This window comes from Burkholderia sp. ABCPW 111 (assembly GCF_000773065.1).
In the GTDB taxonomy this organism is placed as follows: Bacteria; Pseudomonadota; Gammaproteobacteria; order Burkholderiales; family Burkholderiaceae; genus Burkholderia; species Burkholderia savannae.
In genome coordinates this window covers 17,394-41,272 of the sequence record NZ_JPWT01000092.1, presented here as the reverse complement: position 1 = coordinate 41,272, position 23,879 = coordinate 17,394, and the positions used below count along the sequence as shown (strand labels likewise).

Here is a 23,879-nt window from a genome sequence, read left to right as displayed (position 1 = left end):
CGCGATGCGCGATGCGCGATGCGCGATGCGCGATGCGCGATGCGCGATGCGCGATGCGCGATGCGCGATGCGCGATGCGCGATGCGCGATGCGCGATGCATGCGACTGCGCCATGCCGCGTACGTTCCCGCAGAAACGCGGAGGGCCGCGAAAGCGGCCCTCCGGATCTATCGCGTCGATGCGCTCGCTTACTTCACGCGCATGCCGGGCTTCGCGCCGCTATGCGGCTCGAGAATGTAGAGGCCCGGTTCGGCCTTCTCGTCGGCCGCCGACGCGGCGAGCACCATTCCCTCCGACACGCCGAACTTCATCTTGCGCGGCGCGAGGTTCGCGACCATCACCGTCAGCTTGCCGACGAGCTGCTCCGGCTGGTACGCGGATTTGATGCCGGAGAACACGTTGCGGGTCTTCTCCTCGCCGACGTCGAGCGTGAGCTGCAGCAGCTTGTCCGAGCCTTCGACGGCCTGGCACGCGACGATCTTCGCGATGCGCAGATCGATCTTCGCGAAATCGTCGATCGCGATGATCGGCGATGCATCGTCGTCGGCGGGCGCCGCCGCGTTCGTCGCGTTCGCGGCCTTCGCGCTTTTCGCATTCTTCGCGACGTTGCCGCCGCCGTTCGCCGCGCCCGCGTCGGCCGCGGCGGTGCCTTGCAGCGAGCCGCGGTTCGCGGCGAGAAGCGCGTCGATCTGCTTTGGATCGACGCGGGTCATCAGGTGCTGATACGCGCGGATCGGCTGCTCGGACGACAGCGGCCGGTTCGCGTCGGCCCACACGAGCGGCGCGATGCCGAAGAACGCTTCGACGCCTTGCGCGACGCGCGGCAGCACGGGCTTGAGCGCAAGCGACAGCAGGCGGAACGCCTCGAGGCTCACGCTGCACGTTTCGTGCAGCGCGACCGCGTTCGCCGGGTCCTTCGCGAGTTCCCACGGCTTCGCGGTGTCGACGTAGCCGTTGACCGCATCCGCGAGTTCCATCGTCTGGCGCAGCGCGCGGCCGTACTCGCGCGCCTCGTAGTGCGCGGCGATCTGCGGCACCGCGTCGCGCAGCGTCGCGAGAAGCGGATGGTTCATCGCGCTGTCCTGCACGCGGCCGTCGAAGCGCTTGAGCAGGAAGCCCGCCGCGCGGCTCGCGATGTTCACGTACTTGCCGACGAGGTCGCTGTTCACGCGCGCCTGGAAGTCCTCGAGGTTCAGGTCGAGGTCTTCCATCGTCGCGTTCAGCTTCGCGGCGAAGTAGTAGCGCAGCCATTCGGGGTTCAGGCCCGTGTCGATGTAGCTTTGCGCGGTGATGAACGTGCCGCGCGATTTCGACATCTTCGCGCCGTCCACGGTCAGGAAGCCGTGCGCGAACACGTTGGTCGGCGTGCGGTGGCCCGAGAACTCGAGCATCGCGGGCCAGAACAGCGTGTGGAAGTACAGGATGTCCTTGCCGATGAAGTGATACTGCTCGGTCGTCGAATCCTTCTTGATCCACGCGTCGAAATCGATGCCGCGCTGCTCGCACAGGTTCTTGAAGCTCGCGTAGTAGCCGACGGGCGCGTCGAGCCACACGTAGAAATACTTGCCGGGCGCGCCGGGGATCTCGAAGCCGAAGTACGGCGCGTCGCGCGAGATGTCCCAATCGGCGAGCTTCGCTTCGCCCGCGTCGCCGAGCCATTCGCGCATCTTGTTGGTCGCCTCGGGCTGCGCGAGGCCGCTCACCCATTCGCGCAGGAAAGCCTCGCAGCGCGGATCGGACAGGCGGAAGAAGTAGTGCGTCGACGTCTTGCGCACGGGCGTCGCGCCGGACACGACCGAGTACGGATTGACGAGATCCGTCGGCTGGTAGGTCGTGCCGCACACCTCGCAGCTGTCGCCGTACTGGTCCTTCGCATGGCACTTCGGGCACTCGCCCTTGATGAAGCGGTCCGGCAGGAACATTTCCTTGACGGGGTCGTATGCCTGCTCGATCTCGCGCTCGGCGATGAAGCCCGCCTCCTTCAGCGCGAGATAGATCTTCTCGCTCAGCACGCGGTTCTCGTCCGAATCGGTCGTGTAGAAGTTGTCGAACGACACCCCGAAGCTGTCGAAGTCGCGCTTGTGCTCGCGCCACACGCGCTCGATCAGCTGCTTCGGCGTCACGCCCTCCTGCTCGGCGCGCAGCATGACGGGCGTGCCGTGCGTGTCGTCCGCGCCGATGTAGTAGATCTCGTGGCCGTGCATTCGCATCGTCCGCACCCAGATGTCGGTCTGGATGTACTCGACCAGGTGGCCGATGTGAATCTGCCCGTTCGCATAGGGCAGCGCGGACGTGGCGAGGATCTGGCGCCGGCTTTGCGGCGCGCCTGCCTGCACGGAGTTGAGGTCGGATGCGGACATAGGGTCTCTGAAGGGACTGCTTGGGGAAAATCGTAGGGAAGCTGCGATTCTAGCAGGGCGGCCGCTTGGCCGAAGTGCGGGCCGGCCGCGCGCAGCTGCGCACTTCCGGCCGGGTCGCGGCGCGGCGCTCGCCGGCGCGTCACGAATCGTAATATTCGGCGAATTGAAAGCCGCGCGTAAAGCGGCTATGTTTGCGTCGGCTGGCAACGCGGCAGGGCGGTCGGATGTTGCGGCGCAGCGCGGTTGCGTGCGGGCAAAAAAAACCGGGGCGGACTTTGCCCCGGAGCAACAACGACAAGAGGAGAATGGTGACGCGCCGGCAGCACCAGTCACGTACCGTAAAGACAGACTACGCAGCTCGGAAGAAGTTCGAAAAATTTTTCGAGTTGTTACGAGCTGCCTCGAAAGCCTTGTCCGGCGGGGCTCGGCGCGCCATTCTCCGGCGGTCGAAATTACTGCGCCGCTTGCGGAGCGCGCAGGTAGATCTCGACGCGTCGGTTCTGCGCGCGGCCGGCTTCCGTCGCGTTGTCGGCGATCGGGTTCGACGCGCCCATGCCTTGCGCCGACAGGCGGCCGCCCGCGACGCCGCGCTGCGACAGCGCGTTCACGACGCTTTGCGCGCGATTCTGCGACAGTGTCTGGTTGTGCGCGGCCGACCCCGTGCTGTCGGTGTAGCCGACGACCGACGCGGTGATCTGCGGGTTCTGGTTCAGCGTCGACGAGAGGTCGTTCAGGAGCGGCGTGAACGCCGGCGTGATCGCATACTGGTCGGTCGCGAACGTGACCGAGCTCGGCACGTTCAGCTTGAGCGAGCCGTCCGGCTGTTCGGTGACCTGCGTGCCCGTCTGTTGCGCGGACGGCGCGAGCTTGTTCTTGATCGCTTGCCAGTTGTAGCCCGTCACGCCGCCGACGAGCGCGCCGACGCCGGCGCCGATCGCGGCGCCCTTGCCGCCGCCCGCCAGCGCGCCGATGCCCGCGCCGAGCGCGGCGCCGGTACCGGTGCCGACAGCCGTGTTGGTGCCTTGCGGGGTTGCACAACCCGCCAGCAGGGCGCCGGCGAGAGCGAAAACGGACAAGCGCGTCGCGATTTTGGTATTCATCTTGGTTTCCTCTCTTGAGTGACTCGACAAGAACAAAAAAGAACCGCTCTTTCGGCGGGGGTTGCCCGCGCGCCGGCTGTGCGGGCGCGAGCGCATCGATCAGTCCTGCTCCGGGCGGCCGGGCCTGCCGCGATTGCGGACAAGCCCCGTTCGCCAGGATGGCTGTTAGGACCAAGCGCGCCCCAGCCTCTACAATATAGGCGGTGTGGCCCCGATGTGGCCCCGAAGCGCGCCGCCCGCGAAGATTGCTCCGCAAGTCGGCTTTCCGCAATGGCGTGCAATAAATTCTTTCACTTTTCTCGCTTTTCGCTCTGATATTTGAAGGTAGTTGACGTTTTAGGCGATTTTGAGCGACGTTCCCACGGAGTTTCGATGAGTATCGACAGGGCGCTCGTCGACGCCGCACTCGCGGCAGTCGTCGACCCGAACACCGGCCGCCCGTACGCGGCGCACCGCGGCATCCGCAACGTGACGATCGACGGCGACGCCGTTTCGGCCGACGTCGTGCTCGGCTATCCGGCCAAGAGCCAGTTCGACGACGCGCGCGCGCGGGTCGCCGCGGCGTTGTCCGCCGTGCCGGGCGTGCGCGACGCGCGCGTCGCCGTGTCGCAGGAAATCGCCGCGCATGCGGTGCAGCGCGGCGTGCAACTGTTGCCGAACGTGAAGAACATCGTCGCGGTGGCGTCCGGCAAGGGCGGCGTCGGCAAGAGCACGACGGCCGTGAACCTTGCGCTCGCGCTCGCGGCGGAAGGCGCGTCGGTCGGCATCCTCGACGCCGACATCTACGGTCCGTCGCTGCCGACGATGCTCGGCATTCACGAGCGGCCGGAGTCGCCCGACAACAAATCGATGAATCCGCTCGTCGGCCACGGGCTGCAGGCGAACTCGATCGGCTTTCTGGTCGGCGAGGACAATCCGATGGTGTGGCGCGGCCCGATGGCGACGTCGGCGCTCGAGCAACTGCTGCGCCAGACCAACTGGCGCGATCTCGACTATCTGATCGTCGACATGCCGCCCGGCACGGGCGACATCCAGCTCACGCTCGCGCAGCGCGTGCCGGTGACGGGCGCCGTGATCGTCACGACGCCGCAGGACATCGCGCTCCTCGACGCGAAGAAGGGCCTCAAGATGTTCGAGAAGGTGAACATCCCGATCCTCGGCATCGTCGAGAACATGAGCATCCACGTGTGCTCGAACTGCGGGCACGAGGAGCACGTGTTCGGCGCGGGCGGCGCCGAGCGGATGGCGCGGGAGTACGGCGTGACCGTGCTCGGCAGCCTGCCGCTCGACATCCGCATCCGCGAGCAGGCGGACAGCGGCGCGCCGACCGTCGTCGCGGACCCGCAAGGCAAGCTCGCCGAGCGCTACCGCGCGATCGCGCGGGGCGTCGCGATCGCGATCGCCGAGCGCGCGCGGGACATGTCGTCGAAGTTTCCGACGATCGTTGTACAAAATACGTAAAATCCCGGCAGGGCCGCGTCGGACGGTGTCGGCGGCGTGGCGAGTCACGGTATCATGACGACTTTCCCGAAGGTCCCCTTTACCGGCCCGGCGGGCGCTCGTCCGAGCGTTCCGCCCGGCATGAGGATCGCATGAAACGACGACTCGACGGCGTGCCGGGGTGGCTCGCGCTCAATGCGCCGCTTGTCCTGGCCGCCATCGGCCTTTTGGCCGGCTGCACCACTTTTGCATCGCAACACGAAAAGCGCGCCGACGCGCTGCTCCAGCCGACGGTCGGCAGCCAGGCGCGCGGCACCGTGACGCTCGCCGAGCGGCCCGACGGCGTGCAGGTCACGTACAACTTCGCGGGCTTGCCGCCCAACACCGATCACGCGCTGCAAATCCACGAGCGCGGCGACTGCAACGCCGCCGACGGCTCGAGCGCGGGCGCCGTGTTCGCGCCCGCGGCGGACCGCCTGCGCGCGGGCGCGCGCGTCGGCGGCGATCTCGGCAACATCCACGCGGATGCGAACGGCGTCGCGGCGGGCTTCATCGTCGCGCCGGACGTCGCGCTCGACGGCGTGCGCTCGGTGCTCGGCCGCTCGGTGCTCGTCCACCGCGATCCGGGCGACCCGGCGTTCCCGCAGCACGGCGCGGGGCCCGCGCTCGCGTGCGGCGTCGTGCGGCAATGACGCGAGTCGGTCCGTTCGCGATCGCGTAAAATGTGCGCCTTTCACGGCCGCCGGAACGTCCGGCGGCATTCATCCAGACACGCAGCGTTTTCCGGCGCCTTTTTATGAGCATCAAGTCCGACAAGTGGATTCGGCGCATGGCCGAAGAGCACAAGATGATCGAGCCGTTCGTGCCCGATCAGGTTCGCGCCGCCGAGGACGGCCGCAGGATCGTCAGCTACGGCACGTCGAGCTACGGCTATGACATCCGCTGCGCGGACGAATTCAAGATCTTCACGAACATCAATTCGACGATCGTCGATCCGAAGAACTTCGACGAAGGCTCGTTCGTCGATTTCAAGGGCGACGTGTGCATCATTCCGCCGAACTCGTTCGCGCTCGCGCGCACCGTCGAGTACTTCCGCATTCCGCGCACCGTGCTGACCGTCTGCCTCGGCAAGTCGACGTACGCGCGCTGCGGGATCATCGTCAACGTGACGCCGTTCGAGCCCGAATGGGAAGGCTACGTGACGCTCGAATTCTCGAACACGACGCCGCTGCCCGCGAAGATCTACGCGAACGAGGGCGTCGCGCAGGTGCTCTTCTTCGAGAGCGACGAAGTCTGCGACGTGTCGTACGCCGACCGCGGCGGCAAGTATCAGGGACAGCGCGGTGTCACGCTGCCGAAAACCTGATCTGCTTGCATATCGATCTGACCTATCGCCAGTCCGGGTGACCGCTGCGCCAGGGCCTGTTCATGCCCGCGCGCCGCGGTCGTTCTTTTTGGAGAATCGCCCATGAAGTTTCGTTTTCCCGTCGTCATCATCGACGAAGATTTTCGCTCCGAGAACATCTCGGGCTCCGGCATCCGGGCGCTGGCGGAGGCGATCGAGAAAGAAGGCGTCGAAGTGCTCGGCCTCACGAGCTACGGTGACCTGACGTCGTTCGCGCAGCAGTCGAGCCGCGCGTCGTGCTTCATCCTGTCGATCGACGACGACGAGCTGATGCTCGGTGAAATCGGCGCGGACGGCGAGCTGCCCGAGCTCGCGACGGCGATCATCGAGCTGCGCGCGTTCGTGACCGAGGTGCGCCGCCGCAACGCGGACATCCCGATCTTCCTGTACGGCGAGACGCGCACGTCGCGCCATTTGCCGAACGACATCCTGCGCGAGCTGCACGGCTTCATCCACATGTTCGAGGACACGCCGGAGTTCGTCGCGCGCCACATCATCCGCGAAGCGAAGGTCTATCTCGATTCGCTCTCGCCGCCGTTCTTCAAGGAGCTCGTCAAGTACGCCGACGAGGGCTCGTACTCGTGGCACTGCCCCGGCCACTCGGGCGGCGTCGCGTTCCTGAAGAACCCGCTCGGCCAGATGTTCCACCAGTTCTTCGGCGAAAACATGCTGCGCGCGGACGTCTGCAACGCGGTCGACGAGCTCGGCCAGCTGCTCGACCACACGGGCCCCGTGGCCGCGTCCGAGCGCAACGCCGCGCGGATCTTCAGCGCCGATCACCTGTTCTTCGTGACGAACGGCACGTCGACGTCGAACAAGATCGTCTGGCACGCGACCGTCGCTCCAGGCGACATCGTGCTCGTCGATCGCAACTGCCACAAGTCGATCCTGCACGCGATCACGATGACGCATGCGATCCCCGTGTTCCTCACGCCGACGCGCAATCACTTCGGCATCATCGGGCCGATTCCGCGCGACGAGTTCAAGCCGGAGAACATCCGCAAGAAGATCGAGGCGAACCCGTTCGCGCGCGAGGCGCTCGCGAAGAACCCGAACGCGAAGCCGCGAATCCTGACGATCACGCAGAGCACGTACGACGGCGTGGTCTACAACGTCGAGCAGATCAAGGATCTGCTCGGCGACCTCGTCGACACGCTGCACTTCGACGAGGCGTGGCTGCCGCACGCGGAGTTCCACCCGTTCTACCAGGACATGCATGCGATCGGCGCGGGCCGGCCGCGCACGGGCGCGCTCGTGTTCGCGACGCACTCGACGCACAAGCTGCTCGCGGGCATTTCGCAGGCGTCGCAGATCGTCGTGCAGGATTCGGAGAACCGCACGTTCGACAAGCACCGCTTCAACGAGGCGTACCTGATGCACACGTCGACGAGCCCGCAGTACGCGATCATCGCGTCGTGCGACGTCGCGGCCGCGATGATGGAGCCGCCGGGCGGCACCGCGCTCGTCGAGGAATCGATCGCCGAGGCGATCGACTTCCGCCGCGCGATGCGCAAGGTCGACGCCGAGTACGGCGCCGACTGGTTCTTCAGCGTGTGGGGCCCGGACAACCTGTCGGACGAGGGGATCGGCTCGCGCGCCGACTGGCTGCTGAAGCCGAACGATCGCTGGCACGGCTTCGGCCCGCTCGCGGAAGGCTTCAACATGCTCGATCCGATCAAGGCGACGATCATCACGCCGGGGCTCGACGTCGACGGCGAATTCGGCGAGACGGGCATTCCGGCCGCGATCGTCACGAAGTATCTGGCCGAGCACGGGATCATCGTCGAGAAGACGGGCCTGTACTCGTTCTTCATCATGTTCACGATCGGCATCACGAAGGGCCGCTGGAACTCGATGGTGACCGAGCTGCAGCAGTTCAAGGACGATTACGACAACAACCAGCCGCTCTGGCGCGTGCTGCCCGAGTTCGTCGCGCAGTATCCGCTTTACGAGCGCGTCGGCCTGCGCGATCTCTGCACGCAGATTCACGACGTGTACCGCGCGAACGACATCGCGCGCCTCACGACCGAGATGTACCTGTCGGACATGGAGCCGGCGATGAAGCCGTCCGACGCGTTCGCGAAGCTCGCGCACCGCGAGATCGACCGCGTGCCGCTCGACGAGCTCGAAGGGCGCGTGACGAGCATCCTGCTGACGCCGTATCCGCCGGGCATTCCGCTGTTGATTCCGGGCGAGCGCTTCAACAAGACGATCGTCAACTACCTGCGGTTCGCGCGCGATTTCAACGAGCGCTTCCCGGGCTTTCACACCGACATCCACGGTCTCGTCGCGGAAGAGATGAACGGGCGCATCGAGTACTACGTCGACTGCGTGCGCGATTGACGATGACGGCAGTCCGCAAGACGCTCGCGCGCCTGGCCGCCGCCGCGCTCGCCGGATGGCTCGCGGCGGGCGCGGCGCACGCGGAAGTCGCGGCGGCCGATCCGATCGACGTCGCGATGCGGCAGTGTCTCGCGCGGCGCGACCGCTCGTCGACGGCGGGCCAGATCCAGTGCATGGACGAGGCGCGTCAGCGGTGGCTCGGCGAAGTCGACGCCGCGTACCAGCGGCTGCAGAAGGCGGCGCCCGCCGACGCGCGGCGCGGCTGGCAGGAGAGCCAGCGCCGCTGGCTCGCGTGGCGCAAGGACGAGGCGCATCTGGTGCGCGCGGTCTACGAGACGACGCAGGGGACGATGTACGCGATGGCGAGCGCCGACATGCGGCTGCAGCCGGTGCGCGACCGCGCGCTCGCGCTGCGCGGCGCCGCCGACCGCTACGCGCAGCCGGGCGGCGACAAGGGCGCCGTGCACCGCGTGCGGCCTTGCATGCGCGATGCGGCTTGCGAGCATGCGCTCTTCGACATGAACCGCTATTACGCGAAATTGCAGGCGCGGATGCCTGCGGCCTCGCTGCCGACGCTCGTCGCCGCGCAGCGCGAGTGGGCCGCGTTTCGCGACGCGACGACGCCGCTTATCAGCGAGGACGGGCGCGTGGATCTGATCGGCGCGCGCGTCGCGACGCTCAAGCGGTTCTCGGAGACGGTCAACAATCGCTGAGCGCTCAGCGCACCGCGGCCGGGGTTCGTCTCCCGTTTCTTTGGCGCGCGCCGGTGAGGCCGCCCGCCGCCATCCTCGTGTCGATCTTGCGTGTCCGCTGCGCGGCGGCGCCGCGTCCGCTCACGCGTGCGCGGCGTGCGGCCCGAACCACGCGGGCACGAGCGCGACCGCGTCGTCGAGCGAATCGAGCACGCGCAGGCTCAGCGCGACGATCTCGGGCGTCGGCGCCTTCAGGTCCGGCACGGTGACGACAGACGCGCCCGCGCGCGTTGCGGCGAGCGCGCCGAAATCGCTGTCCTCGAACGCGACGCACGCGTGCGCGGGCAGGTTCAGCCGTTCGGCCGCGAGCCGGTAGACGGCCGGATCGGGCTTGCCGCGCTCCACTTCGTCGCCGCCCGCGATCGCGGCGAAGCGCTCCAGCACGCCGACCGCGTGAAGCCGCGTGCGAATCACGTCGCGCGTGGACGACGACGCGACCGCGCACGGCACGCCGGCGTCGGCGAGCGTCGTCAGGAGCGCGTGCGCGCCCGCCTTCAGCGGAAACTTCGGATGAGGCAGCGGTGCGGCGAGCTGCGTGCGCACCTGCGCGGACACCGAGCGGAACGCGTCGTCGCCGAGCAGGCCGGCGAGGATCGTCTGGCCTTCGCGGAACGAGCGGCCGACGATCTGCAGATAGTCGGCGGACGACAGCGCGACGCCGTGCGCGCGCGAGACGTCGATCCACGTATTCATGATGGTCCGCTCGGAATCGACGAGCAGGCCGTCCATATCGAAGATTGCCGCTGAGAACATGGGTTGTCGTCCGTGTATCGAGGCGTGGGCCGCGGGCTGCGCACCGTCGCGCGTTCGGGCGGCGTCGCCAGCGTGGTCGCCGAGCGCGCGGGCAGCCGAAAGCGGTGCGCGCCGTCGCGGCGATCGCCGCGTGTCGCTTGCCGCGCCCGGTTTCGCGTTAGCCGTGTGCCCGTCGATCGCGACGAGCCGCCGGCGCATATCGGCGCGGCCGGGCGCGCATCGCTTTGTGGGCTGCCCGGCGTTTCGCCCGGCAAATAAAAAAGACGGACACCATTCGGTGTCCGCCACGTGCATGCGAGCTTACTTGCCGAGCGCCGCGCGCGCCGCCTTCGCCGCCGCGCGCACCTGGTCCGGCGCGGTGCCGCCCGGATGGTTGCGGCTCGCGACCGAGCCTTCGAGCGTCAGATAGTCGAACACGTCGTCGCCGATCAGGTGCGCGACGTTCGGCAGCTCCTGCTTCATTTCGTCGAGCGAGAGGTCCGCGAGATCGATGCCGCGCGCGTCGCAGACCTTCACCGCATGCGCGACCGCCTCGTGCGCGTCGCGGAACGGCAGCCCGCGCTTGACCAGATAGTCGGCGAGATCCGTCGCGGTCGAGAAGCCCTGCAGCGCCGCCGAGCGCATCGCGTCCGGCTTCACCGTGATGCCCGCCGCCATCTCCGCGAAGATCCGCAGCGTGTCGGCAACCGTGTCGACCGTGTCGAAGAGGGGCTCTTTGTCTTCCTGGTTGTCCTTGTTGTACGCGAGCGGCTGGCCTTTCATCAGCGTGAGCAGCGCCATCAGGTAGCCGTTCACGCGGCCCGTCTTGCCGCGCGCGAGTTCGGGCACGTCCGGGTTCTTCTTCTGCGGCATGATCGAGCTGCCCGTGCAGAAGCGATCGGCGATGTCGATGAAGCCGACGCGCGGGCTCATCCACAGCACCAGCTCCTCGGAGAAGCGCGACACGTGCGTCATCACGAGCGCCGCCGCCGCCGTGAATTCGATCGCGAAGTCGCGATCGGATACGGCGTCGAGCGAGTTCGCGCAGATGCCGTCGAAGCCGAGCGACTTGGCCACCGCGTGACGGTCGATCGGATAGCTCGTGCCCGCGAGCGCGGCCGCGCCGAGCGGCAGGCGGTTCACGCGCGCGCGGCAGTCGCGCATGCGCTCCGCGTCGCGCGAGAACATCTCGACGTACGCGAGCAGGTGATGGCCGAACGTGACGGGCTGCGCAACCTGCAGGTGCGTGAAGCCCGGCAGGATCGTGTCGGCGTTCTTTTCGGCGAGGTCGATGAGCGCGCCGCGCAGGTCGTTCAGCAAGCCGCCGATGCGGTCGATCTCGCCGCGCAGCCACAGGCGGATGTCGGTCGCGACTTGGTCGTTGCGCGAGCGGCCCGTGTGCAGGCGCTTGCCGGCGTCGCCGATGAGGGCGGTCAGGCGCGCCTCGATGTTCAGGTGGACGTCCTCGAGATCGAGCTGCCATTCGAATTCGCCGCGCTCGATCTCGCCCTTGATCTGCGCCATCCCGCGCTCGATCGCGGCGAGATCGTCGGCGCTGATGATCTTCTGCGCGGCGAGCATGTTCGCGTGCGCGAGCGAGCCGGCGATGTCGACGAGCGCGAGGCGCTTGTCGAAGAAAACCGACGACGTATAGCGCTTGACGAGCTCGGACATCGGTTCCGAAAAGCGGGCCGACCAGGCCTCGCCCTTTTTGTGCAGTTGGGACGTCATGGCGATTCTTGAAAGGGGAGTGGAGCGGCGCGCGCCGCGAACGGACAACGCGGATTCTAGCATTCGCGCGGTGGGCGGCCGGTGGGGCGCGGTCGGGGCGGCGCGAGGGGGCGGAGCGCGTGCGCCGGCGGTTTCGGCGCGCGTGCGGGCGGGCTGCACGGCGACGGGCGATACGGCGGGCCGGCGCGGGGGCGCTTGCGCGGCGGGCGCGATGGGTGCGCGATGGGTGCGCGATGGGTGCGCCGCTCGCGGCGGTCGCGAGCGGCGGCCGCTGTCATGGACGCGGCGTCGCCTGATAGATACGGCGGCGCAATCGGGGCGAACGGTGTGAACGTGCGAGCGACGCAAACGACGCAAACGACGCAAACGGCGCAAACGGCGCAAACGGCGCAAACGGCGCAAACGGCGCAAACGATGCAAACGATGCGACCGAACGCCGGCGCCCGGCCGAGTCGGCCGACGCGCCATCGCGGATCGCGCGACGCGCCCGCGTGCGCATCGCGTCACTTCAAATCGCAGGTGAGCGGCCCGATCGTCGGCGGCGTGCCGTCGGCGGGGCGCGTGTAATCGAACGCGACTGCGCAGCGCTTGCCGCGGCCCGTTATCTCCAGATGATTGACGGCCGCGAGGCCGGTGACGAACGTGAGCCCGTCGTAGCCGACGATCGTGCTCGCGCCGCTTTCGCGATGCGTGACCGCAAGCCCGGGCGGCAGCGGCGCGCCGGACGCATCCTCGAGCACGATCGACGCCGATGGCTCGCGCGCGATCGAGAAATGCGCGAGCACGCCCGAGCGTGACTGCGGGACGACGTTGCGGATCGTGTCGGATATGCGCGCGTCGAGCGGCAGCTTCAGCGCGTCGATGCCGATCCGGTTGTTCTGATACGCGTTCAGGTCGGGGATCAGCAGATGTCCGCCGCGGTCGGTCGTGCCGATCACGCGATTCTCGTGCGTCACCGGCACGCCCGCCGATCCGTCCGTCGATACGAGCGCGAAGCCGTCGTCGACGCGCCGGGCGAGGTGCGCGTTGCCGTCCATCAGCACGACGGCGCCCGTCACGTCGAGCGCCGCGTTTTGCCGCCCCGCGATCGTCTGTGCGAGCGCCGTCACTTCGCCCGCGCGGCCGAGGTATTGCGCTTGCGCCTGGCCGTAGCGCGTGCCGCCCGCGTCGCCCGCCTGCGCACTCCAGCCGAAGCCGCCGCCGTAGTCGGGCGCGCGCATCGCGTTCACGTTGTAGACCGTCTTGCCGTTCTGCCGGCCGGCGTTCGTGTTGACGGACGTCCGGTCGCCGAGCGCGACGTTCAGGCTCAGGAACACGCCGCGCGAGTCGCGCTGATGGAAGTCCTGGAACGCGCTGATGTTGATCGACGCGAGGCTGCCGACGTTTACCGAGTACGACACCGAGCCGATCCGCGACGCCTGCAGGCCGGGGTACTTGAGACCGATGTAGCTGATCGCGAACGTCTGCGACCGGATGAACGGCAGCGACAGCGTCACGCGATCGGTCGCGCTCGGCACCGGCGTGCCGTCGCGCGCGGCGAGGTCGCCGTAGTTGCCGAACGCGCGCAGCGTCTCGGCGTCGATCGAGAAGCGCGGGCGCACGAGCTGATAGCCGATGCCGACCTGCGTGCCGGTGAGGCGCCCGAGGCTCTGCGCGACCGACGCGCTCGCGACGCCCGCGCCGCCGAGCCGCACGAGCGTGCCGGCGCCCGCGTTGTAGAGGCCGGGCGTCGCTTCCGCATGCGCCTCGACGGTCAGGCTGTCGGTCGCGCCGTAGCGCGCGGTCGCGCTCGCGGCCGGACGGCGCGCGTAGTCGAACGAGCGCAGGCCCCACGCGCGCCGCAAAAAGCCCGCCTCGACCGAGTAGCTCGCGAGGCCCGGCGCGAGCATTCGCGTGTCGATGTAGAGCGGCAGCGACGTCGCGATCGTGCGCCCGAGCGCGTCGCGCGTGACGACGGTGGCGTTGCCTCCGCCCGTGATGCCCGGCACGCTGTTGATGACGAACGGGCCGCTCGGCACGTCGCTGCTGAACTGGCGCACGCCGTTCACGTACAGATCGACCGTCGACGGCACGACGGCCGTGCCCGCGAGCGAGGGTACCGGGAACGTCACGAGATCGGGGCGCAGCGCGAAGTTGCTGCGCCATTGCAGGCCGCCGAGGCGCAGCGAGCGCGTCCATGCGAGCGACGACGAGATCGTGTCGCCGAACTGCGTCGTCGTGAGCGAGTTCGGATCGGACCTGCTCCACGACGTGTCGTAGCGCGTGTAGCGCTGGCCGCCGTGCTGGAAATACGCGACGCCCGTGCTGCTGAACACGCCCGCCGGGTCGAAGTAGCGCGCTTCGTGCCAGAGCGCGGCGCCCGCGCGGTCGGTCGTCTGCGCGTACAGGTCGTAGTTCAGCACGACGCCGCGGCCGGCGCTCGCGGGGACCGTCGGCGCGAGCGCGCGCGTGTCGAACGTGTGCGGGATGCGCAGCGAGTCGGGCGCGTCGAGGTCGATGGTTTGGCGCGCCGCGTCGTAGCGGTAGCGCAGCGAGTCGAGCGCATCGAGCGCGACGAGCGCGTTCGCCGGCTGCCGCAGCCGGGACGTCGCGATGCCGATGTCGTTCAGGTCGTCCTGGCTCGCGTAGAAGCGGCCGTCGGCGACGACGAAGTGCACGATCAGGTGCGTCGGCTGGCCGTTCAGCGAGACGGCGAGATACAGGTCGTTCGCGGTCACGGTTGCGTCCGCGCCGGGCACGGGCAGGCTCGTCGTCGGGTTGGGCGGTGCGGACAGCGCGGGGGGCGCGGCGGCCACGGCGAGCGGGGTTCGGGCGTTGGCCGAAGCGGGGGAGGCGCGCGATGCGGCCGGTGCGGGCGACGTCGCCGGAGAGGGCGACGTCGCCGGAGAGGGCGATGCCGGCGATGTGGGCGACGCGAACGGCAACGGCGATGCGGCCGGCGAAGGCGACGTGGACGGCGACGGCAATGCCGATGGCGAGGATTGCAAAAACGGCAACGACGGGTGCGACGAGGACGGCGAGGATGACACAGACGACAAAGACGACAAAGACGACAAAGACGACAAAGACGACAAAGACGACAAAGACGACAAAGACGACACGGACGACACGGACGACGCAACCGACTCGCTCCCATTCGCCACCGCCGCGAACCCGCCCGTCGACGTCACCGCGTCAACCGTTGCGGGCGCAACGACCGCGCCGGCCGCCGCCGCCGATGCGCCGCCGGATCCCGCGCGCACGGCGGCGCCGCTGAGCACGCGATCGACGGACGCCCCCGCGGATGTCCTCACGGAGCCCGACGCGAGCACGGCCGGACTCGCCGGCGCGGCGCGCGTTGCCGCATCCTCGGCGCCGGTTTCACCCGAAGCCGATGCGCTTTGCGCGTGCGCGCCCCGGCTCGCCGCGGCAGCGGCGAATGTCGCGGCGGCGAGTGCGATCGTCAGTCCGACGAACCGTCGATGCCGCCCAGGGTCCGTCGAGCGATGCGCGATGCGGACAGTCGGCACGTTCGAGCGAGTGGTTTGGAGGAACGGTCGAAGTGTGTCGTCAAGGCGGGCTCACGTCCGCCTCGACAGGTTGGGTGTTGATCGTCGCGCGCACCTTGCGGATGCGCGGCACGATCCGCGTCGCGTCGAGATGCAGCGGCCACTGCCGCATGCTGCCGGCGAGCGCGTAGCCGAGAAGGCCGGGGGCGATCTCGTAAGTCTTGCCGGCGTCGTCGACGAGCCGCACCGATGCGACCTGCGCATGCCGCCCGCCGTCGTTCGCCACGCGCAACAGCCAGCCCGACGCGCCGCGCACGATACGCCATGTGAGCTTCGGCGGGCCGAGCGCGGTGTCGGGCGCGACGAACACCGGAATCGAGTAGCGCAGCCGGATCGCGATGCCGTTGACGACGGGCGCGTCGCGCGTCGGCAACTCGTCGATCAGCACGCGATAGCTTTCCTCTGCGCGCGGCTTGTCGTGCGCGACGCGCACGAGCCGCACGAGCTGCTCGCTCTGCCCGCCGATCTGCAGCAGCGGCGGACTCGCGACGAGCCCCGGCGCGGGCACGAGCACGTCGTCGCCCTGCTCCTGGCTCCAGCGGAAGGTGCGCACCTGCCCGTAGATCGCCCGCGCGTCGGGGTTGCGCAGCATGACGCCCGCCGCCGGATTGTCGGCCGCCATCTCGACCGTGACGGGCGAGATCTGCAGCGTCGCGGCGCGGGCGGCCGGGACGGTGGCGGCAGCGACGGCGAGAACGGCGAGCCACCGGCGGACGAGCGACGTCACGGGCGGCTCAGAACGTGATGGTCGCGGTGATGGTCGTCTGGTAGGTGTCGGGTTGCGGCGTCGTCTGTGCGGGCACCTGGCCGTACACGGTCAGCGTCTGCGCGGTGCCGTTGCCGGTGCCGCTCACGGTGTCGGTGCCGACTGTGTTGCCCCACGGCGTCGAGTGTCCCGCGTTCTGATAGAGCTGGAAGCCGACCGTCGTGCTGGTGTTGCCGGACGCCGTGCCGGCGAGCAGGCGGCTCGAGACGCTCGAGCCGGACACGCTGCCCGGGTCGAGGCCGACGTTGTACGTCGTCGTGTTCGTGCAGGTGACGGACAGCGTCGTCTGCTGATTGACCGCCGACGCCAGCACGCCGGTCGTGCCGAACGACAGTGGGTTGGCGGAGATCGTGCAGTTGGCCTGGATCGTCAGCGAGACGTTGAAGGTGGCGGTGGCAGTCGCGGCCGATGCCGGACGAAACGACGGCGTGGCGACGAGGACAGCGGCGGCGAGGGCCGACAACAGAGGGCGTTGAAGGACATGCATCGCAATCGCTCCGTAGCTATGGTTATTTTCCCGTCACTATTCCGCCGCAGGCATCGAAATGTCAGGTGCGCCGTTCAATGAGCGCGCGATAAGCCGAAGACATGATTTTTTTGCGTTCCTAACAAGCCTAGTCGACGATTTCATTCCCGGCAACGGGAAAATGCCGGTGAATGATCGGGAGAAAAGCCTACGTAACCGGTGCAATACACTTTCAGGCAATGACGGCAAAATTCGTGAAAGCCGCATGGCCGCCGACGGCCGCCGGGCGGCGTTTTTCGGCCGGCGTGCAGTCGGCCGGATTCGGTCGGCCGGATTCGGATGAACGAATCCGGATGAATTCGGAATTTCCTCGCCGCGTGTCGGCGACGGTCGAGCCACTTTATGCCGTTCGCCGAAAATCGAATGGCGCGTGCCGATGGTTATACTGAAGCCGGTCCGAATGCTTGAGATACGTCAAAAAATGGCGATGACAAAATTCAGGCAGCGCGATTTGAAACAATGGCTGCTCGCGATGCTCGTTGCGTTGCTGATGGCGGGCCCGTGGAGCGCCGCACGCGCCGAGACGTGCTCGGTCACGACGCCCGCGCCGGATTTCGGCTCGGTCGACCCGATCACGCTCGCGGCCGTCACGACCACCGCGACGATGACCGTCACCTGCACGTGGTCGGCCGCCACGCTGACGCCCAGCGTGCTCGTTTGCCTGAATCTCGGCGGCACGCCGCCGCGCTATCTGACGAACGGATCGAACCAGATGCAGTACGACCTGTATCAGGATTCGGGCCACACGCAGAGCTGGGGCTCGACGTATTACGGCACGACGCCGATCTCGCTCACGCTCGTGAAGCCGGCGCTCAGCACGACCGCGAGCTCGAACGTCACGATCTACGGGCAGATCGCGGCGAACCAGCCGACCGTGCCGACGGTCGGCAACGCGAGCACCACCTATTCGCAGACGTTCGGCGGCACGCTGACGTCGCTCAACTACAGCTTCTACACGCTGACGCCGACGCCTTGTGCGTCGCAGGCGTCGGCAGGTACGTTTGCATTCACGGTGAACGCGACCGTCGTCAACGATTGTTTCATCAACGCGACAAACGTGGCGTTCGGCTCGACGGGCGTGATCCAGAGCGCGCTGAGCGCGACGGGCACGATCAGCGCGCAATGCACGAACGGCGACGCGTTCCGGATCGCGCTGAACGGCGGCGGCAGCGGCGACGTGTCGTCGCGGGCGATGCAGCGCACGGGCGGGGGCGGCGCCGTCAACTATCAGCTGTATCTCGACGCCGCGCATTCGACGATTTGGGGCGACGGCACGTCCGGCACGTCGACGGCGACGGGAACGGGGAGCGGCCTGTCGCAGTCGCTCACCGTGTACGGCCAGGTGCCCGTGCAGACGACGCCCGCGCCCGGCACCTACAACGACACGATCACCGCGACGATCACGTTCTGACGAACCTTCGCCCGGCGTCGCGCGACGCGGCTCGCGTTCGCATGCGCGCGCGGGCCCGGGTTCCCGCCGTCACGCGTGTTCCCGAACCAGCACGACGAGCTTCAGGTCTTCGCGATGCGCGGGCTTGAGCGTCATCTGCTGATAGACGACGCGGCCTTCGCGCGGATGGTCGAACGCGCGTTCGCCGCCTTCGCGCTCGCCGACGTCCTGCGACGCCCAGTAATGCGCGAACGCGTCGCTTTCGGCGAGCAGCGAATCGATCAGCGCACGGGTGGGCGCGTCGCTCAGATGGCGAATCGTGTCGGCGCGGAATTCTCCGACGAGCCGCCGCGCGCGCGTTTCCCAATCGACGATCAGCGCGCGCGCCGCGGGCGACGTGAACGTGAAGCGCAGCAGGTTGCGCTCGCCGCGCTCGCCGTCGAGCCAGCCGGTGAAGAGCGCGGCGGCCGCGTCGTTCCACGCGAGCGCGTTCCATTGGCGATCGAGCACGTACGCGGGCGTCGCGATGAGCTTCACGGCGGCGACGAGCGTTTCCGGCGCGTCGGTCGCCGCGAACTCGGGCTCGGCCGGGTCGCGCTGCGCGGCGAGCTCGAACAGATACGCGCGCTCGGCGCGTGACAGCCGCAGCGCAACCGCGATGCGCGCGAGCGCGTCGGCCGACGCCGACACTTCGCGGCCCTGCTCGATCCACGTGTACCAGGTGGGACTCACGCCGCAGAGCTGCGCGACCTCCTCGCGGCGCAATCCCGGCGTCCTGCGCCGCGGGCCGGGCGGCAGGCCGAGCGCCTGCGGAGACAGCCGCTCGCGGTGCGCGCGGATGAATTCGCCGAGCGCGCGGGCGGGCGTTGAGTCGAGGGACGGTGGGGCGGACGGGCGGCTCATCTGGGTCGGGCGATGCGTGAGGGCGAACGGAAATACGGTGCTCCGATCGCCAGGCTGGTGGAGCGGATACCAGGATAATCGATTGTCTTGTACCGGTACAAATCGGGTTCTATTGTAGCGGCTCACGGCGGCCGATGCAGTCGGCCGGCCGTCTGCGATCCCCACGCGACAAGGAGTCAGCGCATGAAACATCACGATCAGGTCGCCGACGCGTTCGGCACGACCGCATCCGCCTATTTGACGAGCGCCGTCCATGCGACGGGCGCCGATCTCGACACGCTCGCCGCCGAGATCGCCGGGACGCCCGGCGCGCGCGTGCTGGATCTCGGCTGCGGCGCGGGCCACGCGAGCTTCGCCGCCGCGCGCGGCGGCGCGAAGGAGGTGGTCGCGTACGATCTCGCGCCGCAGATGCTCGCGACGGTCGAAGCCGCGGCGCGCGAGCGCGGCCTCGCGAACGTGCGGGTCGAGCAGGGCGCGGCGGAGCGGCTGCCGTTCGCCGACGCGTCGTTCGACTGGATCGTGAGCCGGATGAGCGCGCATCACTGGCACGACGTGCCGCGCGCGCTCGCCGACGCGCGCCGTGTGCTGAAGCTGGGCGGCCGCGTGCTGTTCGTCGACATCGCGGGCGCCGATCATCCGCTCGTCGACACGCATCTCCAGGCGGTCGAGGTGCTGCGCGACGCGTCGCACGTGCGCGATTACCGCGTCGACGAGTGGCTCGCGTCGTTCGCGCAGGCGGGTTTCGCGGCGCGGGTGCGGGCGCGCTGGCGCCTGCCGATCGCGTTCGACGGCTGGATCGCGCGGATGAGGACGCCCGACGTGCGCGCGAACGCGATCCGCGCGCTGTGGGCGGGCGCGCCCGATGAGGTGCGCGCGTACTTCGACGTGCGGCCGGACGGCTCGTTCGAGCTCGATGCGGTGATGATCGACGCGCGCTGACGCGGCGGCGGGGCGGGGGATGGGCGGGGCGCTGGGAGATCGGGGAAGCCGGGACGGCGAGGCGTCGAAGTGTCGAAGTGTCGGAATGTCGGAATGTCGGAATGTCGGAATGTCGGAATGTCGAGGCGCCGGGCACCCTGCGCGGCGCGCGTCGATTGCTGGGAACGCGGTGCCGGGCGTTGAGATCTGAGCGTTGATAACCGATAACCGATAACCGATAAGCGAGTGCTGGGAGCTGGGAGCCCAGACCGAGCACCGAGCGCCCAGCCCAGCCGAGCCGAGCCGAGCCGAGCCGAGTCGAACCGAACCGAACCGAACCGAACCGAACCAAGCGTGCAACGCGATACGCAGATCGCGATACGCCGAATCCTCGGCGCGCGGAGCCGCGCGACGTCAAGCCCGAGCACGCGAGAAAGCCGCGCGGCGCGCCCCTCGCGCGGCGCCGTTCCTTCCCGGCACGTGACCGAACAGCGCCGGCCCCACACGCCGATTGCAGGGCGCCAGCCGCGCGAAAGCCGTCCGGCGAACCAAGCGCCCCGAGCAAAAAAACGGCCGCGCACGTGCGCGGCCGTCACCGTTTCGACGTCGGCAAGCGAGCCTCGCGCACGGCACGGCGGCGCCCGCGCGCAAGGCCGCGCAGCGCTCAGCCGGTATTGCGCAGCCCGGCCGCGATCCCGTTGATCGTCAAGTGAATTCCGCGCCGCAGGCGCGCGTTCGTGTCGCCCGCGCGGTGCCGCTTGATCAGCTCGACCTGCAAGTGGTTCAGCGGATCGAGATACGGGAAGCGGTTCTTGATCGAGCGCGCGAGGAGCGGATTCGCGGCGAGCCGGGCGCCGCTGCCCGTGATCTCGGCGAGCGCGTCCGACGTGCGGTGCCATTCGGCGACGATCCGCTCGAACACGTGCTTGCGCAGCTTCTTGTCGGCGACGAGCTGCGCATAACGCGACGCGACCGCGAGATCGGTCTTCGCGAGCACCATGTCCATGTTCGACATCAGATGCGCGAAGAACGGCCAGGTCTTGTTCATCTTCTTGAGCAGCGCGACGCGCTTCGCGCGCTCGCCGGCGTCCTTCGCGCCGTCGAGATAGGCGGCCACCGCGCTGCCGAAGCCGTACCAGCCCGTCAGCAGCAGCCGGCACTGGCCCCACGAGAAGCCCCACGGAATCGCGCGCAGATCCTCGATCTTGCGGTTCTTCGGGTCCTGCAGCTTGCGCGACGCGGGCCGGCTGCCGATGTTCAGCTCGGCGATCTCGGTGATCGGCGTCGACGAGAAGAAGTAGTCGGTGAAGCCGGGCGTCTCGTAGACGAGCGCGCGGTAAGCGGCCATCGCGGCGTCCGACAGCGTCTGCATCGCCGCCTCGAACGCGGGCAACTGCTTCGGCGCGTTGCTGTGCGGCAGGAGCGTCGCCTCGAGCGTCGCGGCGACGACCGTCTCGAGATTGCGCCGGCCGATCTCCGGGTTCGCGAACTTGCTCGCGATCACTTCGCCCTGTTCGGTCAGGCGGATCTGGCCGTTCACCGTGCCGGTCGGCTGCGACAGGATCGCCTGGTAGGTCGGGCCGCCGCCCCGGCCGACCGTGCCGCCGCGCCCGTGGAAGAGGCGCAGCTTGATGCCGCGCTCGCTGAACAGATCGACGAGCGCGAGCTCCGCGCGATAGAGCTCCCAGTTCGACGTGAGGAAGCCGCCGTCCTTGTTGCTGTCCGAATAGCCGAGCATCACTTCCTGCTCGTGGCCCTGGTGCGCGAGCAGCTCGCCCAGGCCCGGCAGCGCGAAGAACTCGCGCATGATGTCGGGCGCGTTGCGCAGGTCGGCGATCGTCTCGAAGAGCGGGATCGCCATCAGGCCGTTGCGCGCGTTCGCATGCGGCGTGCCGAGCGTGCCTTCGAACAGGCCCGTCTCCTTCTGCAGCAGCAGCACTTCGACGAGGTCGCTCACCGTCTCGGTGTGCGAAATGATGTAGTTGCGCACCGCGCGCGGGCCGAACTGCGCGCGGATCGCATGCGCGCGCTCGAGCACGCCGAGCTCGCTCATCGCGAGGTCCGAATAGTCGAGATACGGCGAGCGCAGCGGCCGAGGGTCCGCCAGCGCCGCGAGCAGCACGCGCAGCTTGTCCGCTTCGGGCAGCGCCGCGTAGTCGGGCTCGACGCCGCCGCGCGCGAGCAGCTCGGCGATCACCGCTTCGTGGATGTCCGAGCTCTGCCGCAAGTCGATGCTCGCGAGATGGAAGCCGAACGCCTCGGCCGCGCGCATGAGCGGCGCGAGGCGCGGCGCCGCGAGCGATTCGCCGTGATGCACGGCGAGCGAATCGGTCAGCACGCGCAGGTCGGCGACGAATTCCTCGGCGTCCGCGTACGGCGTCGCGCGCACGGGCGCGGCGCCGCGGCCCGCGCTTCTCACGGGCACCGCGCCTTCGCCGAGCCGCACGCGCGCGCTCGCCGCGAGCCGCGTGTAGACGCCAATCAGCGCGCGGCGATACGGCTCGTCGACGCGGTGCGGCGACTGGTCGGGCGACGCGGCCGCGAGCGCCTTCAATGCGTCGCTCGCACCGACGAGCAGGTTCGACACGGAGAGCTCCGCGCCGAGCTTGTGCACCTGCTCGAGGTAATGCTCGAAGATCACCGCGGCCTGGCGGTTGATCGCTTCGTCGAGCGTCGCGGCGGTGACGTTCGGGTTGCCGTCGCGGTCGCCGCCGATCCAGCTGCCCATCTGGAAGAACGCCGGCACGCGCGCGGGCAGGCCGTGCTCGGCGAGCGCCTCCTCGATGTCCGCGTAGAGCGCGGGCAGCTCGTCGAGGAACGTCGCGCGGTAGTACGACAGCGCGTTCTCGATCTCGTCGGCCACCGTCAGGCGCGCGTCGCGCAGCATCCGGGTCTGCCAGAGCGTCGTCACGCGCGCGCGCAGGAGCGCCTCGTTGTGCGCGAGCTCGCGCGTGGTGAGCGGCTGGTCGCGCTCGGCGAGCAGCCGCGCGATGTCGTGCTGCGCGTCGAGAATGCTCTTGCGCTGCACTTCGGTCGGGTGCGCGGTCAGCACGGGCACGATGAGCGCGCCTTCGAAGAACCGCCGGATCGTCTTCGGCGACGCGTCGCCCGCTTGCCTGAGCTTGTCGAGCGCGTAGGCGACGGTGCCCGCCTGCGGCGCGGAGCCCGCGAGCGCGTGGATTCGGCGGCGGCGATTGTGATGGCGGTCCTCGGCGATGTTCGCGAGATGCGAGAAATAGCTGAACGCGCGCACGACGCTCACCGTCTGCTCGGGCGTGAGCTTGCGCAGCATCTTCTCGAGCGTCTGCGCGGCGGCCTTGTCGTCCTCGCGGCGGAACTTGACGGCGGTTTGGCGGATCGTTTCGACCACGTCGAACACGGCGTCGCCTTCCTGTTCGCGGACGACGTCGCCGAGCAGCCGGCCGAGATAGCGGATGTCCTCGAAGAGCGGGCGGTCCTTGTCTTCGCGCGTGCGGCCTTGCGGTTTCGCGTGCGCGGCGTTCGCCGGCGCGAGTGCTTGCGCGGCGGCGCCGTTCGGCTTGCGCGCTGTTTTCGCGGCGCGGCGGGCGGGGGTGTCGGCGGTCGCCGGGGCGTAGGAGGACGAGACAGCATTGCGGCGCGTCGCGCGCGCCGATCCGGAAGACTTCACGATTGATTTCCTTGGGAAAGCACGAGTGAACGGGAACTGCGGTCCAGCAACAGCGAGCGCGATCAAGCGGCGCGGCGCCGCGCGCTGCACGGTGCGTGACGCGCGTCGCGCGCGGCCTCGTCGGACGACGAAACCGGGCGACGCGGCGAGCGACGCGACGACTGCGGGCCGGGCCCGCGTGCGGACGCCGGATTCCGCCTCGAACCGAACGATCGTTCGGGATCTTGACGCAGACCGTGCGGGCCGCGCGCACCGGCCGTCCGGCGGGCGGAGGCGCAAGGCGCGCGTGCTACCATAGTCCGTTCCTAATCCCGTC

At 68.8% G+C, this 23,879-nt stretch carries 16 protein-coding genes; 7 read left to right on the top strand and 9 right to left on the bottom strand.

The genetic code is table 11. The features are described from left to right. Window positions 1-188 precede the first annotated feature (188 nt). Together metG and X946_RS21635 are read right to left on the bottom strand one after the other, a co-directional pair. Entirely contained in the window at window positions 189-2,360 is a 2,172-nt protein-coding gene (gene metG / locus X946_RS21640; protein WP_038751800.1) for a methionine--tRNA ligase, read from the bottom strand. Window positions 2,361-2,812: 452 nt separating this feature from the next. Then, window positions 2,813-3,460, bottom strand: a complete 648-nt coding sequence (locus tag X946_RS21635) for an OmpA family protein (RefSeq protein WP_038751797.1) — start codon at window positions 3,458-3,460, stop codon at window positions 2,813-2,815. 372 nt (window positions 3,461-3,832) lie between these two features. Here X946_RS21635 and apbC point away from each other — a divergent pair, with 372 nt between their 5' ends. From apbC to X946_RS21610, 5 genes are all read left to right on the top strand, one after another. After that, window positions 3,833-4,921 carry an iron-sulfur cluster carrier protein ApbC gene (apbC, locus tag X946_RS21630; protein ID WP_038751794.1) on the top strand — a complete coding sequence of 363 codons (1,089 nt, stop codon included), beginning with the start codon at window positions 3,833-3,835 and terminating at the stop codon, window positions 4,919-4,921. Between the two features lie 131 nt (window positions 4,922-5,052). Then, a complete protein-coding gene (gene sodC / locus X946_RS21625) occupies window positions 5,053-5,592 on the top strand; it encodes a superoxide dismutase [Cu-Zn] (RefSeq protein WP_038751791.1) in 540 nt (179 codons plus the stop codon). Window positions 5,593-5,696: 104 nt separating this feature from the next. Continuing rightward, complete coding sequence (dcd, locus tag X946_RS21620) at window positions 5,697-6,266, top strand: dCTP deaminase (RefSeq protein WP_009892477.1); 570 nt, start codon at window positions 5,697-5,699, stop codon at window positions 6,264-6,266. 102 nt (window positions 6,267-6,368) lie between these two features. Beyond that, on the top strand, window positions 6,369-8,648 hold the full coding sequence (locus X946_RS21615; RefSeq protein WP_038751788.1) for an arginine/lysine/ornithine decarboxylase: 2,280 nt from the start codon (window positions 6,369-6,371) through the stop codon (window positions 8,646-8,648). 2 nt (window positions 8,649-8,650) lie between these two features. Next, the gene (locus tag X946_RS21610; protein WP_038751786.1) at window positions 8,651-9,361 is read left to right on the top strand and encodes a lysozyme inhibitor LprI family protein; all 711 of its coding nucleotides are present in this window, start codon (window positions 8,651-8,653) and stop codon (window positions 9,359-9,361) included. A gap of 120 nt (window positions 9,362-9,481) precedes the next feature. On the opposite strand, the gene X946_RS21605 is transcribed toward X946_RS21610, so the two are convergent. The 5 genes from X946_RS21605 to X946_RS21575 form a co-directional block, all read right to left on the bottom strand. Continuing rightward, window positions 9,482-10,153, bottom strand: a complete 672-nt coding sequence (locus X946_RS21605; protein ID WP_038751783.1) for an HAD family hydrolase — start codon at window positions 10,151-10,153, stop codon at window positions 9,482-9,484. Between the two features lie 300 nt (window positions 10,154-10,453). Beyond that, window positions 10,454-11,863, bottom strand: coding sequence for an argininosuccinate lyase (argH, locus tag X946_RS21600; RefSeq protein ID WP_038751780.1), 1,410 nt, complete (start codon window positions 11,861-11,863; stop codon window positions 10,454-10,456). Between the two features lie 503 nt (window positions 11,864-12,366). Next, a complete protein-coding gene (locus X946_RS21585; RefSeq protein WP_038751771.1) occupies window positions 12,367-14,658 on the bottom strand; it encodes a fimbria/pilus outer membrane usher protein in 2,292 nt (763 codons plus the stop codon). Between the two features lie 754 nt (window positions 14,659-15,412). Next, window positions 15,413-16,138: a fimbrial biogenesis chaperone gene (locus X946_RS21580; protein WP_038751768.1), complete on the bottom strand. Its 726-nt coding sequence runs from the start codon at window positions 16,136-16,138 to the stop codon at window positions 15,413-15,415. Between the two features lie 7 nt (window positions 16,139-16,145). Next, entirely contained in the window at window positions 16,146-16,664 is a 519-nt protein-coding gene (locus X946_RS21575; RefSeq protein WP_038751765.1) for a Csu type fimbrial protein, read from the bottom strand. Between the two features lie 439 nt (window positions 16,665-17,103). On the opposite strand from X946_RS21575, the gene X946_RS21570 reads away from it, so the two are divergent. Further along, window positions 17,104-18,114, top strand: coding sequence for a Csu type fimbrial protein (locus tag X946_RS21570; RefSeq protein WP_038751808.1), 1,011 nt, complete (start codon window positions 17,104-17,106; stop codon window positions 18,112-18,114). Window positions 18,115-18,183: 69 nt separating this feature from the next. Here X946_RS21570 and X946_RS21565 read toward each other — a convergent pair whose 3' ends face one another. Then, window positions 18,184-18,996, bottom strand: a complete 813-nt coding sequence (locus X946_RS21565) for a helix-turn-helix transcriptional regulator (protein WP_038751763.1) — start codon at window positions 18,994-18,996, stop codon at window positions 18,184-18,186. A gap of 183 nt (window positions 18,997-19,179) precedes the next feature. Between X946_RS21565 and X946_RS21560 the strand changes: the two genes are divergently transcribed. After that, entirely contained in the window at window positions 19,180-19,935 is a 756-nt protein-coding gene (locus X946_RS21560; RefSeq protein ID WP_038751760.1) for a class I SAM-dependent methyltransferase, read from the top strand. A gap of 643 nt (window positions 19,936-20,578) precedes the next feature. On the opposite strand, the gene ppc is transcribed toward X946_RS21560, so the two are convergent. After that, entirely contained in the window at window positions 20,579-23,563 is a 2,985-nt protein-coding gene (ppc, locus tag X946_RS21555; protein ID WP_038751757.1) for a phosphoenolpyruvate carboxylase, read from the bottom strand. Window positions 23,564-23,879 lie beyond the last annotated feature (316 nt).

Bases quoted from the DNA above. Each gene is read 5' to 3' on its own strand.
- sodC (WP_038751791.1), top strand. From the start codon at position 5,053: ATGAAACGACGACTCGACGGCGTGCCGGGGTGGCTCGCGCTCAATGCG.
- argH (WP_038751780.1), bottom strand. From the start codon at position 11,863: ATGACGTCCCAACTGCACAAAAAGGGCGAGGCCTGGTCGGCCCGCTTT.
- X946_RS21615 (WP_038751788.1), top strand. From the start codon at position 6,369: ATGAAGTTTCGTTTTCCCGTCGTCATCATCGACGAAGATTTTCGCTCC.
- metG (WP_038751800.1), bottom strand. From the start codon at position 2,360: ATGTCCGCATCCGACCTCAACTCCGTGCAGGCAGGCGCGCCGCAAAGC.
- X946_RS21635 (WP_038751797.1), bottom strand. From the start codon at position 3,460: ATGAATACCAAAATCGCGACGCGCTTGTCCGTTTTCGCTCTCGCCGGC.
- X946_RS21605 (WP_038751783.1), bottom strand. From the start codon at position 10,153: ATGTTCTCAGCGGCAATCTTCGATATGGACGGCCTGCTCGTCGATTCC.
- apbC (WP_038751794.1), top strand. From the start codon at position 3,833: ATGAGTATCGACAGGGCGCTCGTCGACGCCGCACTCGCGGCAGTCGTC.
- X946_RS21575 (WP_038751765.1), bottom strand. From the start codon at position 16,664: ATGCATGTCCTTCAACGCCCTCTGTTGTCGGCCCTCGCCGCCGCTGTC.
- X946_RS21570 (WP_038751808.1), top strand. From the start codon at position 17,104: ATGCTTGAGATACGTCAAAAAATGGCGATGACAAAATTCAGGCAGCGC.
- X946_RS21560 (WP_038751760.1), top strand. From the start codon at position 19,180: ATGAAACATCACGATCAGGTCGCCGACGCGTTCGGCACGACCGCATCC.
- X946_RS21610 (WP_038751786.1), top strand. From the start codon at position 8,651: ATGACGGCAGTCCGCAAGACGCTCGCGCGCCTGGCCGCCGCCGCGCTC.
- X946_RS21565 (WP_038751763.1), bottom strand. From the start codon at position 18,996: ATGAGCCGCCCGTCCGCCCCACCGTCCCTCGACTCAACGCCCGCCCGC.
- dcd (WP_009892477.1), top strand. From the start codon at position 5,697: ATGAGCATCAAGTCCGACAAGTGGATTCGGCGCATGGCCGAAGAGCAC.